The 16524-nt window shown below is 68.3% G+C and carries 10 protein-coding genes; 1 reads left to right on the top strand and 9 read right to left on the bottom strand.

Going from position 1 to position 16524, the window contains the following annotated elements:
* Nucleotides 1–127: 127 nt before the first annotated feature.
* From Q8A52_RS08300 to Q8A52_RS08285, 4 genes are all read right to left on the bottom strand, one after another.
* Nucleotides 128–1192, bottom strand: a complete 1065-nt coding sequence (locus Q8A52_RS08300) for a hypothetical protein (protein ID WP_316747640.1) — start codon at nucleotides 1190–1192, stop codon at nucleotides 128–130.
* A complete protein-coding gene (locus Q8A52_RS08295) occupies nucleotides 1192–1854 on the bottom strand; it encodes an RNA polymerase sigma factor (RefSeq protein WP_316747638.1) in 663 nt (220 codons plus the stop codon). Before Q8A52_RS08295 ends, Q8A52_RS08300 begins: the two co-directional genes overlap by 1 nt.
* A gap of 331 nt (nucleotides 1855–2185) precedes the next feature.
* Nucleotides 2186–2926 (bottom strand): hypothetical protein, encoded by a 741-nt coding sequence (locus Q8A52_RS08290; RefSeq protein ID WP_316747636.1) that lies wholly within the window; start codon nucleotides 2924–2926, stop codon nucleotides 2186–2188.
* Between the two features lie 42 nt (nucleotides 2927–2968).
* Nucleotides 2969–3598, bottom strand: a complete 630-nt coding sequence (locus tag Q8A52_RS08285) for an RNA polymerase sigma factor (protein ID WP_316747634.1) — start codon at nucleotides 3596–3598, stop codon at nucleotides 2969–2971.
* Nucleotides 3599–3818: 220 nt separating this feature from the next.
* On the opposite strand from Q8A52_RS08285, the gene Q8A52_RS08280 reads away from it, so the two are divergent.
* Nucleotides 3819–4241 (top strand): hypothetical protein, encoded by a 423-nt coding sequence (locus Q8A52_RS08280; RefSeq protein WP_316747633.1) that lies wholly within the window; start codon nucleotides 3819–3821, stop codon nucleotides 4239–4241.
* Here Q8A52_RS08280 and Q8A52_RS08275 read toward each other — a convergent pair.
* From Q8A52_RS08275 to Q8A52_RS08255, 5 genes are all read right to left on the bottom strand, one after another.
* Nucleotides 4238–5368, bottom strand: a complete 1131-nt coding sequence (locus Q8A52_RS08275) for a hypothetical protein (RefSeq protein WP_316747631.1) — start codon at nucleotides 5366–5368, stop codon at nucleotides 4238–4240. The two genes, Q8A52_RS08280 and Q8A52_RS08275, sit on opposite strands and share 4 nt — an antisense overlap.
* Nucleotides 5369–5393: 25 nt before the next feature.
* Nucleotides 5394–5828 (bottom strand): hypothetical protein, encoded by a 435-nt coding sequence (locus Q8A52_RS08270; RefSeq protein WP_316747629.1) that lies wholly within the window; start codon nucleotides 5826–5828, stop codon nucleotides 5394–5396.
* A gap of 308 nt (nucleotides 5829–6136) precedes the next feature.
* Complete coding sequence (locus Q8A52_RS08265; RefSeq protein ID WP_408649157.1) at nucleotides 6137–7114, bottom strand: L,D-transpeptidase family protein; 978 nt, start codon at nucleotides 7112–7114, stop codon at nucleotides 6137–6139.
* Nucleotides 7115–7841: 727 nt separating this feature from the next.
* Entirely contained in the window at nucleotides 7842–8339 is a 498-nt protein-coding gene (locus Q8A52_RS08260) for a DUF1877 family protein (RefSeq protein WP_316747627.1), read from the bottom strand.
* A gap of 411 nt (nucleotides 8340–8750) precedes the next feature.
* Nucleotides 8751–16469, bottom strand: coding sequence for a golvesin C-terminal-like domain-containing protein (locus Q8A52_RS08255; RefSeq protein WP_316748721.1), 7719 nt, complete (start codon nucleotides 16467–16469; stop codon nucleotides 8751–8753).
* Between the last annotated feature and the right edge of the window lie 55 nt (nucleotides 16470–16524).

The raw sequence follows: 16524 nt of genomic DNA, 5'->3' as shown, positions 1-16524 counted from the left end.
CGGCTCACTCAGTACTGCGTGCGAGTTGCCGAAAACGTCACACCCCGCGCGGAAAAACTTCTGCGAGTTATAAAAGCGCAGGTCATAGATGCAGGGAGAGGTCAGGAGCGCTGTACGCAGGGAAAGGTCAGAGGGCGCTGTAGGTAGGGCTCGGCGACGGGAGGGGTGTCCGGTCGGGCCCGGTGGGCCGCTGCGGGGCGAAGGCCGTCGGGGCGGGCAGGCCGACTCCGCCGTCCTGGTGGTGGTCGTTGCCGCCGCCGTGGTGATGGCGGCCGCGCCCGTCGCGTCCGTCCCGGTCGCCCTGGTCCCCGCGGTCGCCACGGCCGTCGCCGTCGTCGCCCTTGCCCTCGTCGTCCTGGCCGGCGGCGTCGGCGGCGGCCTCCAGGACGGCCCTGCAGTACTTCCACACGCGCGCGGAGCCGCCCGCCGCCCCCTCCAGGGCGCGCCTGCGGTCCGAGCCCAGGGTCTTGCCGTCCCGGATGTCGCGGCAGGCCTCGGCCACACTGCGCCCCCAGGTGCCGGTCCCGTCGGCGGTGCCGGGGGTGCCGCGCTCGTCCGTGCTCCTGCCGTCCCCGCCGTCCTTGCCCGCCGCGTCGCGCGAGGAGCCGGCGCTCGGGTACCCGCCCGCCGTGTCGCTGGGCGTCGGCGTACCCGACGTACCGCCCTGCACGTTGTCCCGCGAGGGGGAGCCGGCCGGGCGGTCGGGGGTCACGGCGGCCGAGACCGAGGCTCCGGGCCCGGGCTTCTCGTCACCGAAGGGCGTCGGCAGGGCTCCGGTTCCGGCGGCCACGGCGACCCCGCCGACCATGCCCACGGCCAGCACGGCGGCGAGCCCCAGGCGTGCGGGGCGGGCCCAGCGCGGGCGGCGGGCGGCGCGGGACGGGCTGCCGATGCGGACCAGTCCGACGTCCGAGGAGCGGCCGGTGCGCCGCACGGCGGACTCATCGCCGTGGCCGACGGCGAGCTCCTCGGCGGCCGTGGCCTCGCGCGCCTTGCGGAAGGCGGCCAACGCGGCTTCCTCACCTGGGAGTTCGGCGTCGGCCGGGGTGGTGTCGGGGGAGAGTGCGCCGAGGGCCTTGGCGAGTCTTTCGGCCTGCTCGCGGGCGGCGGCGTCGACGGCTTCGAGCGACTCACCGCGCAGCAGATGTTCCGCCGTTTCCCGGTTCAGCCACTTGTACTGCTCGTCGGCCATCACATGTCCTTCTGCGTCCGCGCTCGCGTATGCGTCACAGTGGCGGACGTCACCGCACGGCGGCGCGGTTCTCGCTGGGCGGGCAGTGCGTCGAGCACTCCGGCCGATTCCGGATCCTCCCCGAGGAGCTCCGCGAGCCGCTTCAACCCGCGGTGTGCGGCCGTGCGTACGGCGCCCGCGCGCTTGCCGAGCGTCTCGGCCGCGGTCTTGGCGTCAAGCCCCACGACCACACGCAGGACGACCGCTTCGGCCTGGTCCTGCGGGAGCCGCGCGATGAGGGAGAGGGTGCTGCCGGTGGCCAGGGCCTCGATGGCCTCGCCCGCGGTGTCGGACTCCGCTGCCCGGCCGGTGAGTTCGGTCTCGTCGCCGCCGATCGCGGGGCGGCGGCCGCGCATCCGTATGTGGTCCAGCGCGCGGTTGCGGGCGATACGGGCCGCCCAGCCGCGGAACCGGTCCGCGTCCCCGCTGAACCGCTCCAGGTCACGGGCTATCTGCAGCCAGGCCTCGGACGTCACGTCCTCGGCGTCCGGATCGCCGACCAGCGTCCGTACGTAACCGAGCAGCCGCGGATGCACCGCGCGGTACACAGTCCGGAAAGCGGTCTCGTCCCCGTCCTGTGCCGCACGCACCGCGGCGGTCAGCTCCGCGTCGTCCCCCAGCACCCGTGGTTCCTCAGTAGATGGTCGCGGCTTCGAGTCCGCCGATCGTTGCATTGGTCATGCATCTGCGCTCGACGCGAAAGGCACGTTACGACCTGAAACCGCTCCTCGTCCACGTCCGTACAAGATGCAACTAACTCGTGACGCACCGAGGTGTGACAGAAAACGCACTCATGGCGCTGTAGGAAGTACGGGCCGCCGCGCGGCTCGTGCCGCGCGACGGCCGGGGCCTCTCCTGTGGGGGGTGGCGGCCCCGGTCGTTGCCTCGGCAGCACAAATCCGGCCACTCACGGTCAAATCCGGGGTGAGCCGAATCACTTCTCCCTGACGGGAATCACTTCTTCTTGGTGGAGTTCGGGTTCGGGCTGCTTTTCGCGGCACCGCCCGACTCGTCACCCTTGTCGCTCTTGTCGGCCTTGCCGGACTTGTCGGGCTGGTTCGCCTTCTTGTCGTCCGCCCGCGCCAACTGCCCGGCGCAGTACGCCGCGACGTTCTTCTCGCCGCCCGCGGCCTGCACGAGCCGCTGCCAGGCCGTCGAATCCAGCGCCTTGCCATGCCCCGTGACCTGCTCATAGGCACGGCAGTGGGCAAGGGTGTCCTTGGCGGTGTCCGGACGGTCGTGCGTCGCCGGGCCGGAGGGCGCGGGCGAGGTGCGGGACGGCCGGACGGCGGGCCCGTCCGTGGTGCCGGTCGCCGGTGCGGGGTGGTGCCCGTCGACGTTCCCCCGGTGGGAGGAGGTGACCGTGCCGATGGCCGCGACCGCGACACCGCCCAGGGTGAGGCTCGCCAGCGCCATCGCCACCGTGGTCTTCACCGAGCGCCGTCCGCGCCCGCGCTCACGGGGCCGCCAGTCGTCCCGGCGCCGGGCCTCCGCCCGGTGCGCCCCGGCGTCGCGGGCGGCCCGGAAGGCGGCCGTGGCACGCTGCTCGGCCTCGGGGTCGACGGCGCCCGCCCGCAGGGCGGCACCGAGGAGCACCTCCAGGCTCTCGGAATCGAACGTCCCACGAGGGGCGGCGCCGTCCGGGTGCACGCGCCGACGGCCGGAGAGCCCGCCGCCGTTCTGCCGTTCACCCATGTCCGCATCCATCCCTGTCCGGCGGTCCGCCGCCGCTTCCGTTCATGTCGACTCCCCCAGCGTTCGAGAGCCGTCTTCCGTCACACCTTCCACCTCGTCCCCGGCGCCGAGCCGCCGGGCCAGCCGCTTCAGCCCCCGGTACGCGGCGGTGCGCACGGCACCCGGGCGCTTGCCCAGGACCCGTGCCGCCGCCGGGCCGTCGAGGCCGACGACCACACGCAGCAGGACGGCCTCGGCCTGGTCGCGCGGCAGTTCGCGCAGCAGGCTCAGCGCGCCCTCGGTCGAGATGGCCTCCAGCGCCTGCTCATGAGTGCTGTGCCGGCCGGGCAGCTCCAGTACGTCCTGTTCCAGCGCCGTCGCCCGGGGCCGTACCCGCTGGCGGCGCAGATGGTCGAGCGCCCGGTGCCGGGCGATCGTCGCGCTCCAGCCGCGGAAGCCGGCCCCGTCGCCCTTGAACCTGCCCAGGTCCCGGGCGATCTCCAGCCAGGCGTCCGATGCCACGTCCTCGGCGTCGTCGCCGACCAGACCGCGCAGATAGCCGAGCAGACCGGGCTGCACCCGCCGGTACACGACCGTGAAGGCTGTCTCGTCGCCCTCCTGGGCCCGCGCGACGGCCGCGCCCAGCTCCCCGTCGTACGCCTGACCGCGGCGGGGTTCCCCTCCCTGGCCCAAGAACCGTCCTCGTCCGTACCGAGCTCGCGCTCGTGTTCGCGCCAGCAGCGAATCCGTGCCGTGGGACACGACAGGCGTGTCCCACGTCCCACGTTTCTCAGCGCCGACGCTCACAGATCTGTCACAGGTACCGGCCGTCTCCCTGGTCCCGGCCGGTGTCAGTGGTGTCTCCTACGCTGCTGCCCCACTGACGGAAGATCTTGGAGCGGGAGGCATCGGCATGGGCGGCGACTGCTGGCGGGACACGGGCCCGTATCAGCGTGACCTGGCGGCGGCGTTCCGGCAGGCCCAGGACGCGGAACTGGCGCAGGACGACCACGGCTTCCCCGGCCGGACGATCGAGGAGCTGTGGCGGGACCCGGCCTGGCACGAGTACATCTTCACCGGTGGCACGTACTCGGTCCTGGACTTCCCCCTGCTCATAGACCCCGAGGACCCCGAGGACGGCCCCTTCATGCGCCCGCTGACGGATGAGGAGGTCCGGGCCTGGGCCCCCGACGGCCGCCCCACCCACGAGGATTGGACGGATGCCCTGGACTCCGACCGGCTCGACTTCCCCGACCGGGTGCACGGCAGATGCACGGTGCTCTACGTCGACGGACAGCCGGCACAGATCGGCTACTGGGGAGTTACGGCGGACTAGGTCCTGTCGTCGACCAAGCCGCCGACCACGACGCCCGTCACCAGGAACGCGGCTGTCGCCGACAGGAGGGTGGCTTCGTAGTACGACTCGGGGGTCGCCCACGCGGCCGCGCAGGCCCCGGCGGCGGCTCCGAGGACGGCGGCTCCGAGCCGCCACGCCTCGACCGCCGCGTCCCGCCGGGCGAGGACGACGGCGGTCACGACCGGCAACAGAGCAGTTGCCGCGGCCAGTTGCGGTGTCCCGAACATGACGCCGTAACGCACCGTCAGCGCGGGGAGGAAGAACAGCGCGAGCCAGTGGCCGAGGGTATGACGTACGAAGGTCAGCGTGGGCCCGGGTGCCGACGGCTCGGCGAGCCGGGCTGCGACCCGGCGGAGCACGATCAGCACGCCGACCGCCGCCACCGTCACCGTCAAGCGATCGCCCAGCCGCCCCAGGTTGTAGAGCAGCGCGGTGTCGTACACGACGAGGACGAGCACCCCGAGTGTCCCCAACGAGCCGATGAACACCAGCAGTCCGGGCACGGAGGCCGGGGTGCGTGAGGCACCCGTGTCGCGTGCCGCGAGACGGGCGAGGACGTACGGCGTGACGATCGCCGAGACACCCCGCACCACGATGTCGTCCACCGTGTACGGATTCCGCAGATCCCACTCCACCAGGCAGAACACGACGGTGTACGACACCGACGCCAGCGGCAGCAGCGCGGACCGGGCGATCCGCCGCCACAGATCGGCGTCGAGCCACCGCACGACCGTCGCGAACGCCAGTAGAACAAAGGGAAGTTCGAGGAAGGCCTGGACGCGCAGGACGGACGGCGCGAGCAGCGACGGGGCGGGGAAGCCGAACGCCAGCCGCCGAAGCACCGGATTCGCGGAGGCCAGGTCGAACCACCCGGCCGGCAGGTACCGGGAGATGAAGGACGGGTCGCCGCCGTGGACGCGCAGCACGTACACGGTGAACAGCACCTGGTTGACGTAGACGACTCCGGTCACCACCGTCCACGCGACGAACGGCGACACGGATCGGCCGGCCCTCGCGCCGTCGGCTCGGTCGTGCCGGGCCACGACACACGGAGCGAGTACGAGGCCCAGCGCGACCGACACGACCACCACGGCGTCCACGAGCACGTTCACAACCGTAGGGACAAGGTTGTCAGGCCGTCGCCGCTCTCCGTGCCCTCCCATGCAGCTTCAGATAGAAGAGCTGGAGGGACTCCTCGGGAGCGCCCGCCTCGAAGCGGTTGAGGACCTTTCCGAGGGGGTTCCAGACCCGCCCGTCCGGCATGCGCACGCCGACGGGCTGCCCGAAGTAGGCGTGCTGGCCCTCGTCGAAGTCCACCCACACCGCCCCCGCCCGGCGAACGAGCACCTCACCGACGTACGCCCCGAGCCCGAAGAGCGTCTCCTGCGCCTGCTCCCGGTCGGCCCCGCCCTTCCGCAGCCCGTCGATCAGGAAGTCGACGACCCGCAGGCTGCGCTCGGAGTAGTCCAGCGGCAGCCGGTTGCGGGCGGTCACGCGCGAGACGAAGGCCGCCGTGTACGCCCGCAATTCGTCCGCGCACGGCACGCGCATGTCCACTTCGCCCATGAGACCGTTCCCCGTTCGCTCGATGAGGGAGAACACGGAACCGATTCCCCCGCTTCACATAGCGGAAGCAGCGTCAGGAACATCACGCGCAGTGGACGTGTCGATCACCACACAAGGAAGTCGCAGCGGGAGTACAACCTTTCGCTTCATCGTTCACCGCCGCAAGCCGTGAACGGAACGCATTCGCCACCGTCGGGGCTCGGCTCCCGGAGGGTGTCGAATGAGACACGCCGCTGCTCGAACCCGCGGGCGGGCCGCCGGATCCCGGCGCCGTGACGCGGCCGCGAACGCGGTGTGCCGCGCCGTGGTCAGCCGATGGCGATGCGCGGGTGGGCGCCGGGCCGGATCCAGGCCATGATCCGGTCCATCGTGGTGCGCGGCACGGACACACAGCCGGCCGTCGCGCCCCTCCCGTTGACGTGCAGGAAGATCCCGGCGCCGCGGCCGGGCGTGGCGGGCCACCGGTTGTAGTTGATGACGAGCGCCTTGGCGTACTGGGTGGGGTAGTTGATCAGATGCTCGCTGCCCCTGTCACCGGACTCGGTGAGCGGAAAGTCGGCGCCCGCCGCACTGTGCATCGAGTTGTAGAACTTGGACTGGGGGTCCTCCACCCACCAGTCGGAGCTGTTGACGACGTGGTACGGCATGCTCGTCCCGCCCGCCTCGACACCGAAGCCCTCGGTGATGGCGTACGTCCCGGAGGGCGTGGTGTACGTCCCCTGCCGCCGCGTCGCTCCGTCGGTGACGCCGTTGGAGCCGACCCGGCCGGCACTCGTGCTGAACTGCTCCTTCCAGCCCGAGGCCCCCTTGGCCCAGGCGGTGACGGTGGCGTAGGAGCCGCTCGCCTTCACCGTGATGAGCTGGGTGGCGTCGCCCGGGGAGGCGGGGACGGGGAAGTTCGGGGCGGCGTGGGCGGCGGGCGGCGCGGTGGTGGCCCGGGGGGTGGTGGCCCCGGGGGTGGAGGCCGTACCCGGGGCTGCACTCGGCGAGGCCGAGGCGTCGTCCTTGCCCTTTCCCCTGTCCTTGGCCTTCGCGGAAGCCGACGCGGACGTCGACGGCGAGGACGATGCCGATGCCGATGCCGATGCCGATGCCGACGAGGAGGGGCCCGGCGCCCCCGTCCCGTCCGACGCCCCGACCGCGACGCTGTCGGACCCGGCGCCGCCCTTCGCGTCTCCCCCCTCCCCACCCGAGCCTCCACAGGCCGACGCCATCAGCAGAACACCGGCGACGGCCGGCGCGGCGACGAAGCAGGTACGGGCACGGGAACGCGAAGAGGGCAGCACGAAGAAACCCTTCGATGGGCAGCGGGCAGGAAAGGCACGGGCCGAGAAACGGCGGCCGGCCGGAACGAGGGCTGGTTATACAGCAGCGGTGATCGCGGAGGCGACCGAGAAGACGAACCGGACTCTCCACGCGAACCGCTCACCCGGTACGACAGTCGGTCCCACTGTCAGTGCCGCCGCGGAGAGGCACTTCACTTCACGCCGGACGGCAAAGCCACACTCCCGCCGAACACCCCACGGTTGTCGGCCCGCACCTCCTGACTCACCGTGATGTCCCTACCCCGAAAGGGCACACGAAACGTGAATGCGTACCGGTGTGACGTGAACCGATACCCGTGCGCTCGGTCCAACTCCCACTTCTCGGTGAAGCTCTTGAGCGTGATCTGGCTGTCGGTCGCCGTCACCCCGGCCCTGCGCAACTGACCAGGCATGCCGGTACTCCAGCACCGCGTCCGGGCTTCGCGGAGAAACCCGGGCCACCTGAACCATCTCCAGGTCGGAGTCGGCGGCGACCATCGCCGCGCACTCCTGCAGCACATTCAACGGACGCCATTCCTCGGCGCGGCTGAGGAGCGTCCCGGACTCGATCTTGCGGTCGAATACCTCACCATAGTTTCGCAGTAAATCCGTCCTCAAGAACGGCCATCCCGCGATCCAGTTCGTCCGCTGGTTCGCTGCACATGTACAGCGAACCAGCGAATGGCTGTAACCGACACGTGACCACGTCTCAAGCCCACACCGCTTTGACTACGGCGTGGCCTGCTGAAGCCGCCCGCCCATAGAACCCTTGGAGGTCCCGGTGAATGTCCAGGAACTCCTGCCTGACCTGAGCCTCTTCCCCGATCCAGCCGCCGAACTTGGCACCGGCAATGCCCCAAAGCTCGTCGAAAGAAACAGTCGCGAGAAAATCTGCGGCCTGCGACACCCCAGGCGGCTCCAGAATCATCAGGGGCGGGTTGGAGGGGTCGGCGTCAGCGCTGTGTGCCACGGGGCGGCCGCCGTAAATCGGCAGCGCCCAGGGCTTGTCGACGTCTGCATGGAGGACATCGGCTGCGGCATAGAGGTCATTGACGGAGTTGAAGACCTTCTCGATCGAGTCGGCGATACCTGCCGCGTACTCGTCGGGGTGGTTGTCCCAAGCCTCGGACATGAACGCCGCAAGCCAGGTGTGATCGTCCCGGATCTCGGACTCCGCAACAGCGCGAAGGTGTAGGTGGATGCTCACCGCGACGAGACCTCCATTTCGACGGCCCGCCTGTCGGGCCGAACGGACAGAATTTACTGGATGGCACTGACGACGAGACGGCCCGTCTCTTAACGCGGGATGCCCGGCGCTGCCAGGACCCCCTCCGACACCGGCGTGCCGTGTGTCGTCGAGATCGACCGATGCGGACAGGTAGCCATCCGTACGGAAATTTCGCAACAGATCCTTCGTGTGCACCAAGACCGCTGACGAGATCCTCGACGGCCTGGCCGCATATGCCCACGAATTGACGACTTAGGAAACCAGGGTACGGCAGGGCCGCACGGCAGCCATGCACAGCATGGAATTCCTTTCACCGTGCGGCCCTCCGCGCACTCCTTGCGGAGGCCGGTCGGACGGACGGACCCGGCACGTCCGGCCGACCGGCCGTGATCAGGCAATCAAGGCATACGCCTCTTTGAACATCGCTCCCGCGGCTGCGAAGCTCGGCACGTCGTCCGCAACGCCTAGACCGCCGGTGCCCACGTCCTCCGCCACGGTCCCGACCGAAAGCGCGGTGGCCGTGAGGCCAAGGCCCACGCCTGACAGGATGTCGACGAAGGAATGCCCTGCGCTCTCGTCCCCAGTACGCTTGCGCTCGTCTTCATCAGTCTCGTAGGCAATTACGCCCGGAGAGATCTGCGACGGCCAGACCTTGACCATTTCATTCGGCTTCGCATAGTTCGGAACTACTCCCGGCGGGAAGTCGAATCCGACCTTCGCTACACGCTTGTCACCGGATGCCTTGAGCTGTTCCTGCAGATACTTGACCTTGTTTTCGACATCCTTCTTACCCCGCCGCTCCGCGTCTCCGCCGGCATGCTTGGCATCCCAGACGTAGACCGCGTCGTCGGTCCAGTACAGGAGATCGGCATAACCGACTCCCTTGCCCGGCTTTTTGGCCGAACCTCCGGCGATCGTGTTCAGGTCGTCCCGGGGACCACCGGAGGCGCTCAGGTCCATGCTTACCTCGCCTCCACCCATCGGCTGGAACTCGGCCAGGTACATCGCAACGAACATGATCGCGGTGTCGTGTCCACCATCGTATTGATCGAAGTGGCACGACCCACAGAAGTCGTTCGGGTTGAAGAGCTTCGAAGCGTCCTGACCGCAGGAGGCACAGGTCCCACCGGGGTCTGGGGCGGGCATGTGCCCGTCGAGTTCGATGAAGCTCGTCGGATTGCCGCCGCCGAACGCGTACCGATTGCTGGTGTAGGGGTCGGTGCCGAGATGCATGTCGGCCAGCGCCCCGTTGTACATGTCCCGGGAGGTGAACCTGTTCAGGCCTGGGCTGTAGTTACGGAAGCCCATGTCGTACGTGCCGGACTGGGCGTCCCAGCGCTTGGCATTGAACCGGTAGGGGTTGTACGCCTCCTTGGTCGGGTCCGCGGCATCGGGCTTGTCGATGCCGGTGAACTCGGACGTGTCGTCGGAGCCGTAAGCCGTGTAGCCGTACGTCGCCTTCGTGTCGCCGTTGTCGTCAGTCAGCGTCTCGACATCGCTGTGACCGTTGTAGCCGTAGTAGCCGTCCTCGGTCGTGCCGTCGCTGTTGTGCTTGACCTGCGACAGGCGTTGGCCCCATGGGCTGTACTGGTACGACTTTGTCAGCGTGCCGGCGACCTTCTCGTCCAGGACCTCGTTCGACAGACCCAGGTACTCGAAGTCCGTTGTCTTGCCGTTGGCGGTCTCCGAGGTGGTGCGGTCCATCGGGTCGAAGGTGTATGTGGTCGACTTCATCGCACCCGTGTCGTCCATCTTCTGGGACTCCACGACGTGGTCGAAGCCGTCGTACACGCTGCGGGAGATGATCTTTCCGTCCGCCGCTGACGTCACCGAATCCTGGCGGCCGAACGGGTCGTAGTTGTACTTGGCGGTGGCACTACCGACCGTGGCGCTCAGCAAGCGGTTCCGGTCGTAGTCGTACGTGGTCGTCGTGCCCTTGACCGTCTGGCTGATGACATTGGCGTTGTTGTCGTGGACGTACGTGTCCGTACCTGCGCCGTTGCCGGTCTTCACCGCCTGCTTCAGCCGGTCGGCGGGGTCGTAGGTGTAGTCCGTGGTGGAGTCGAGGTACGCCGAGTGGTTGTCGGCGTTCATCTTCTTCGCCACGTCCTGCGACTTGTTGCCGTTGGGGTCGTAGGCGTAGGTGTGCGAGTCGACGAGGGTGCCGTTGGGCTTCTTCTCCGTCGACGTCTTCAGCGCGGCGTCCAGGTAGTACGTGTAGTCGACCGTGTTGCCGTTGGCCTTGGTCTCCTGGAGCTTCTGGCCACGGTCGGTGTACGTGTACGACGTCACCTTCGGCGAGGCGTCCGTGGCGGACTTGCCGACCGAGACCGTCTTCACCAAGTCACGCAGGTCGTACGTGTACTTGGAGAACTGGTCCGGGTGCGTGATCGTGTCCGTCAGGCCGTTCGCGTCGTATGTGTACGACGTGGCCTTCTTCTCCACGCCGGCCAGCGACTCGCTCACCCTCTGGAGCTGGTTGAGGCCCGTGTAGGTGATCGCGTACGAGTCGATCTTCGCCGTCGACGAGCTGTCGTCGATCTGGGTGAGGTTGCCGTTGAGGTCGTAGGAGTAGGCGAAGTTGTCCTTCTCCGTGTCGGCCGGGTCGCCGGTGGTGTCACGGACGAGCTTGACGGCGTCCGCCACGACCGTACCGCCGCTGTTCTGGAACAGCTGCAGCTTTGCCGCGTTGCCCTGCTTGAAGGCGAAGGAGCCCAGTGAGACCCAGGTGCCCTGGTTGGCGGTGGCGTTCTGGTCGATCGTCTTGTCGGCCGTCCCGCCGTCGTAGGTCACCGTGTACTTCGCCGTCGTCGCGGCGCCCGTCACCTTCGGGAACTTCACGTACGCGGCGTACGTGCCGTCCTTGGGGATGTTGAGCGTCCACGTGTAGGCGTCCGTGCCGGTGCCGGCTGCGTGGGTCTCGTGGTTGTAGCCCTGCTGACCGGTGATGTCTCCCTTGGTCCAGGTGCCGGTCTTTGAGGTGTTCTGGGTGTCGGAGTTGTCCGCCAGGACGACCGACTTGCCCGCCGGGACACCGTCGTCCGAGCGGGACTTCAACGAGCCGTCGGGGTAGAACGACCACGTCATCGTGCGGTTCGAGGAACCGCCCGCCGACGTCAGGGTCCGCTTGGTCTGCTGACCCAGGTCGTTGTACTCGTAGGCCGTCGTGATGTCCCACGGGTCCGTGGACGACCTCACCCAGCCGTTGTCGAAGTAGCTGTAGGTGGTGTCGTTGCGGACCGTCTCGCCGTCCGACGGCGGCAGGGAGGTCTTGGCGACCTGGCCCACCTTGTCGTACGTCGTCTCCGTGTAGACGTTCGGGTCGTTGTAGCGGGAGTCCGCCGGGTCGTACGGCTGGTACTGCTTGACCGGGCGGTTCAGCTCGTCGTACGACGTGCGGACAGTGAGGGCGTCGGTGGAACCGGCCGCCGTCGCCCGCGGCGTGAGCACCTTGGTGGTGTTGCCGACCTGGTCGTACTCGTACTTCGTCGTGCGGTACGTGATGGTCGACGTGCCGTCGTGCGGGACCTTGACCTCGGTCTGCTTGCCGCGCTCGTCGTAGGTGATCGTGGTCGTGTTGTTCTCGGCGTCCGTGGCCGAGGTGACCAGGCCGTCCTTGTCGTAGCCCTTCTTCTTGGTCTTGCCGGCCGTGTCCGTGACGACCGTTACCCGGTGGTCCAGGTCGTACTCGGACCTGGTGGTGTAGTCGGTCGGGTCGGCCGTCGCGTTCTTTTTGGGATCGATGACCTTGGTGACGTTGCCGACGTTGTCGTACTCGTACGAGACCTTGTCACTGTTCGCGTTGACCACGGACGTGAGCTGGTAGATCTCGTCGTAGTTGTTCGTCGTGACGTAGTCGGTCGAATCCGTCGTCGTCGCCGTGCCCTTGGGCTCGGTCGTCGTCTTCAGGTTGCCGACCTTGTCGTAGGTGTACGTCGTGGTGCGCGGGTCAATCAGGTTGTTCGCCGGCACCGTGGCCGAGGAGACCTGGTCCGCGTTGTCGTACACCGCCGTCGACACTGCGCCGCTCGGCGCCGTTGACTTGGTGACGTTGTCGTTCTCGTCGTACACCGGGGCCGGCGTCGTGATCACCACGCCCGTGTCCTTGGGCACGGTCTTGACCAGCGGACGCCCGAACGTGTCGTACGTCTGCGTGGTCACCTTGCTGTTGGCGTCGGTGACCTGGGTTACCTGGCCCCGCTCGTCGTAGACGAACGTCGTCGCGAAGGACTTCGCGTCCGTGATCGTGTTCGGGTAACCGGTCGGCCCGAAGCCGCTGTACGTCGTCGGGTTGCCGTTGGCGTCCGTCGCCTTGGTCAGCTCACCGTAGGCGTCGTAGTCGTACTTGGTGGTGTAGTCGTCCGGAACCGTCGTGGTCGCGACACCCTTGGGGTCCGTGACCGTCTTTACGTTTCCGAAGCTGTCGTACCCGAACTGCCAGGCGCGGCCTTCAGGTGACGTCTTGCGGAACAGGTCCGCCGAGAAGCCGTCGGCACGGGTCTGGTACTCGTACTTCGAGGCGTTCGCAGGCCACTTGGTGGTGTCCGCGACACAGGTGGCCGTCTGGTCGGGCACACCCGCCTTGTTGTTCTCCGCGTCGCGCTGCCAGAGCGGGTAGCCCGTCTTCTGGTCGTAGCAGTACGCGGTCTTGGCGCCGTTGTCCTCCTCCACGTACGTGACGTTGTTGTCGGCGTCCCAGCTCATCTTCGATGTCTGGGACTTGGCGTTGGTCGTCTGGACCGGCCGGCCGAAGTCGTCCGTCACGTACTTCGTGGCGTGCGTCTCGGCGTCCGTGACCGTGGTGTCCGTGAAGTTGGTGTTCACGGTGTCGGCCGCGTAGGCGAATCCGGTGTCACCGTTCAGGCGGTCGGTGATCGTCTTCGTCCACCAGTGGTATTTCGGGTCGTCACCCGCCTTCGGCTCGTAGTACGCCAGCTTGGTGTCGTGGCCGCGCGGGTCCGTGGCCGTCACCAGCTTGACGTTCTTGTTGCCCTGGAGGGCGTCGTAGGTGAACTTGAACACCTTGGGCTGGGACGAGCCGTCGCCGTCGGTGAACCGGCCGAGCAGGCCCTCGACCGTGTAGTAGAAGGAGACCTTGCGGCCCGAGATGTCCGTGATGGACTTCACGTGGTCGTAGATGTCCGGGTCGGTCAGGCTGGTGCCGGTGACCTTGGCGCCCGTGCCGTCGATGTAGTCGTACGACGCGTCGCCCCTCTTGTAGTAGTCGAGCGTCAGGGACTGCCGGCCCGCCGGGTCGGTGATGTAGGCGAGGAACTTCGCCGCCTTGCCCTGGGTCTTGTGCTGCTCGTAGGTGTACGTCTGGGTGTTGCCGTTCTTGTCGACGACAGACGTCAGATAGCCGTCGCAGCCGAAGTAGAACCGCGTGCCGTCCGGGCGCAGCAGCGTCCAGGCGTCCGGCACCGGGTCCTTGTCCGGGGTGCAGTCCAGGCCCGCCTTGGCCGTGATGCGGTAGTGGACGCCCGCGGGGGCCTTCCAGCTGCCGTCGGCCTGCTTGGTGAAGACGTGTGTGGTGCCGTCACCGTCGGGGAGGCGGATCTCCGTCGCGTTCTGCACCGGGTTCGGGTGGAAGTCCAGTGCCGCGCCGAGCCGGATGGGCCCGCCGACCTGGGCCGACCAGCCCGCGCCCGCGCCACCTGTCGTGTTGTCGGTGTCCAGCGAGTTGTACGCGAACCGCGCGAACGTGGTCAGGCCACGGCCCGGGTTGCTGAACGCGTTGTACGACCACACGGTGTTGCCGGAGGCGAGGTTGTTCATCACCGTGGAACCGGCGCCCGTGTTCTTGCCGGTGTAGCTGTAGAACTTCTCCAGGCCCAGCGCGTCGGAGGTGGGGTCCTCCACCGCCACGTTCTGCTTCAGCGGCGGAATGCCGCCCGTGCCGGCCGACAGCCAGCTGCCGTCGGAGACCTTCTTGACGTCCCAGCCGAGTACGTACTTGGTCCGCTTGCTGCCCGAGTCCGAGTTGATCGGCGTCTTGACCTGCGCCTGGATCGTCGTCGACTGACCCGGGGACAGCGGCGGGATCGCGGTGGACAGCTGGTTGCCGCCCGTCGTCGCGTCCGTGCCGTCGGGGAGCTGCCAGGTGTACGACAGCACCCGCTCGCCGCTCGCCCACGCGCTCGACGTGGTGTTGGTGACCGTGAAGGCCACCGTGTAGGTGGAGTTGGGGGTCATGCGGGCCGGGGTCTGCGGCGCGTAGTACGTGTCGTCCGTGGTGGAGTCGACGTAGATGACGCGCAGCAGCGGGCCGATCTGCGGGTCGGCGGCCTCCGAGGCCAGGAACATCGTCTGTTCCTGCGGGCCCGTGGAGGTCTCGTCCTTCAGCTTGATCAGGGCACCGTGGTTGGAGGACGGGGTGCGGGTCCAGCCCTGGGTGAGGGAGGTCGCGTCCCACCAGTGGCGGCCGACGTCCGAGACGGTGCCGACCGTGTCGGAGACGGTCCCCGAGTAGTCGCCGCCCGCCGTCGTCCACGCCGTGGTCGAGTTCGCGTTGTTCCAGGTGGCCTGCGTTTCGGTGAAGTCCTTGTTCAGGCCGTGGAGTTCGTAGATCGCACCGTTGGTCTTGGTGGTGGTCTCCGCGCCCCACAGGAACATGCGGGACTCCAGCACCGTGGCGGTGGTGGGGATCGCGCTGGTCGGGAACTTCATGACCGCGCGGGTCTTCTCGGTGGTGTTCGTGGGCGTGTTGTTGCCCACGCTCAGCCACTTCTGGCCCACGCCGTCCCGGCTGATGGTGTCCAGGTTGGTGGTCGGCGTCGCGGAGGACAGGGTGGTGTCCGTGACGCCACCCGCGGTGCCCTGGACCAGCCGCATCGTGCGGCCCGCCTTGGGGACACCGACGATGCGCGTGGGTGAGCCGAGGAGCTGGCCGTCCTTCGTCTTCACCGCGAGCTGGTAGTAGTACGACCTTCCGATCTCCACCGAGGAGGAGTCCGGGGTCGGAGTCGCGGTGGTGTCCGTGTATGCCGTCGCCGACTTGTCGATCGGGGCGACGAGCGTGGCCGCGGACGGGGTGAACGCCTGCTGCGTGGAGCGGTGCAGCTGGTACTCGGCGATGTCCAGGTTCGGGTCGCCGGTGGTGTTCGAGTAGGCCTTCCAGCTCAGCTCGGGGCCCGTGGAGTGGACGACCGTCGGCGAGTTGAGGGTGGTGCCGACCTTTCCGTAGGTCACCGTCAGCCGCGGGATCGTGGAGGTCTCGCCGCCGTAGTCGCCGTCGCCGGCCTCGTAGCGCGGGCCGCCCATCGGGCCGGTCGCCGACTCGTCGGCGGCCTTGAGGATGAACCCGTTGTTGACCGAGGTGCCGTCCAGCCACTGCTGGACCGTGTCGGTCACCGGGAACTTGTGCCACTGGCTGTACTCGCCGATGTCCTTGTTGATCACCGCCGGGTTGGTGAAGCGGACCGCGTCCGCGAGCACGGCCGTGGTCGCGGAGGCCGGGCCGTCGCCCAGGACGACCTTGCCCGCCGTACCGGACGCGAAGTCGATCTGCGCGCCACCCGCCAGCGGGGCCCAGACACCGTTGGTGCCGGACTGCTGGTTCACCGTGTAGGTGGTGGTACCGGTCTTGGACGTCACCGAATACGGGGCGTTGGTGGCCCGGTCGGCGGCCGCGACGTAGTGCACGTCGACCTGGTAGGTGCCCGCGTCCTTGATGTTCGGCTGCCAGGTGTAGGTGTCCCCGGCCACCGTGTCCTTGTTGTACCGGTAGTCGTTGCCGATCGCGTACTGCGTCAGCGTCGACCCGGACGTGGGCCAGGAGCCGGTGGCCGCCGTGGTGCCCGGGTCGCCGTCGTCCACCGTGTAGCTGGTGCCGGACAGCTCACCGACGTACGAACTGGTGTTGTTCCAGTTCGCCGTCGTCTCGTCCCAGGCTCCGGTCGCCCGGTGCACCTCGACCGGCACCTTCGTGCCGCCGCCGTCGTGCGCGTTGTCGAAGTACATCTCCAGACGCGCCGAGTCGAGCTTCGTGCCCGAGGGGATCTCGCTCAACGGGAACTTGATCAGGGAGCGGGCCGTGCCGGTGGCCGTGCGGCCGACGGACAGCTTCCACGAGGTGTTGTAGTTCGTCGTCGGCGCCTCCTGCAGGACCATCGTGTCCTGCGAGTCGGTCGGCGACGGCGCGATCGTGATCGTCGGGTCGATCACC

Source organism: Streptomyces herbicida (genome assembly GCF_032656585.1).
Lineage (GTDB): Bacteria > Actinomycetota > Actinomycetes > Streptomycetales > Streptomycetaceae > Streptomyces > Streptomyces herbicida.
The sequence above is the reverse complement of the archived record's forward strand: the minus strand, read 5'-3'. Positions and strand labels throughout refer to the sequence as shown.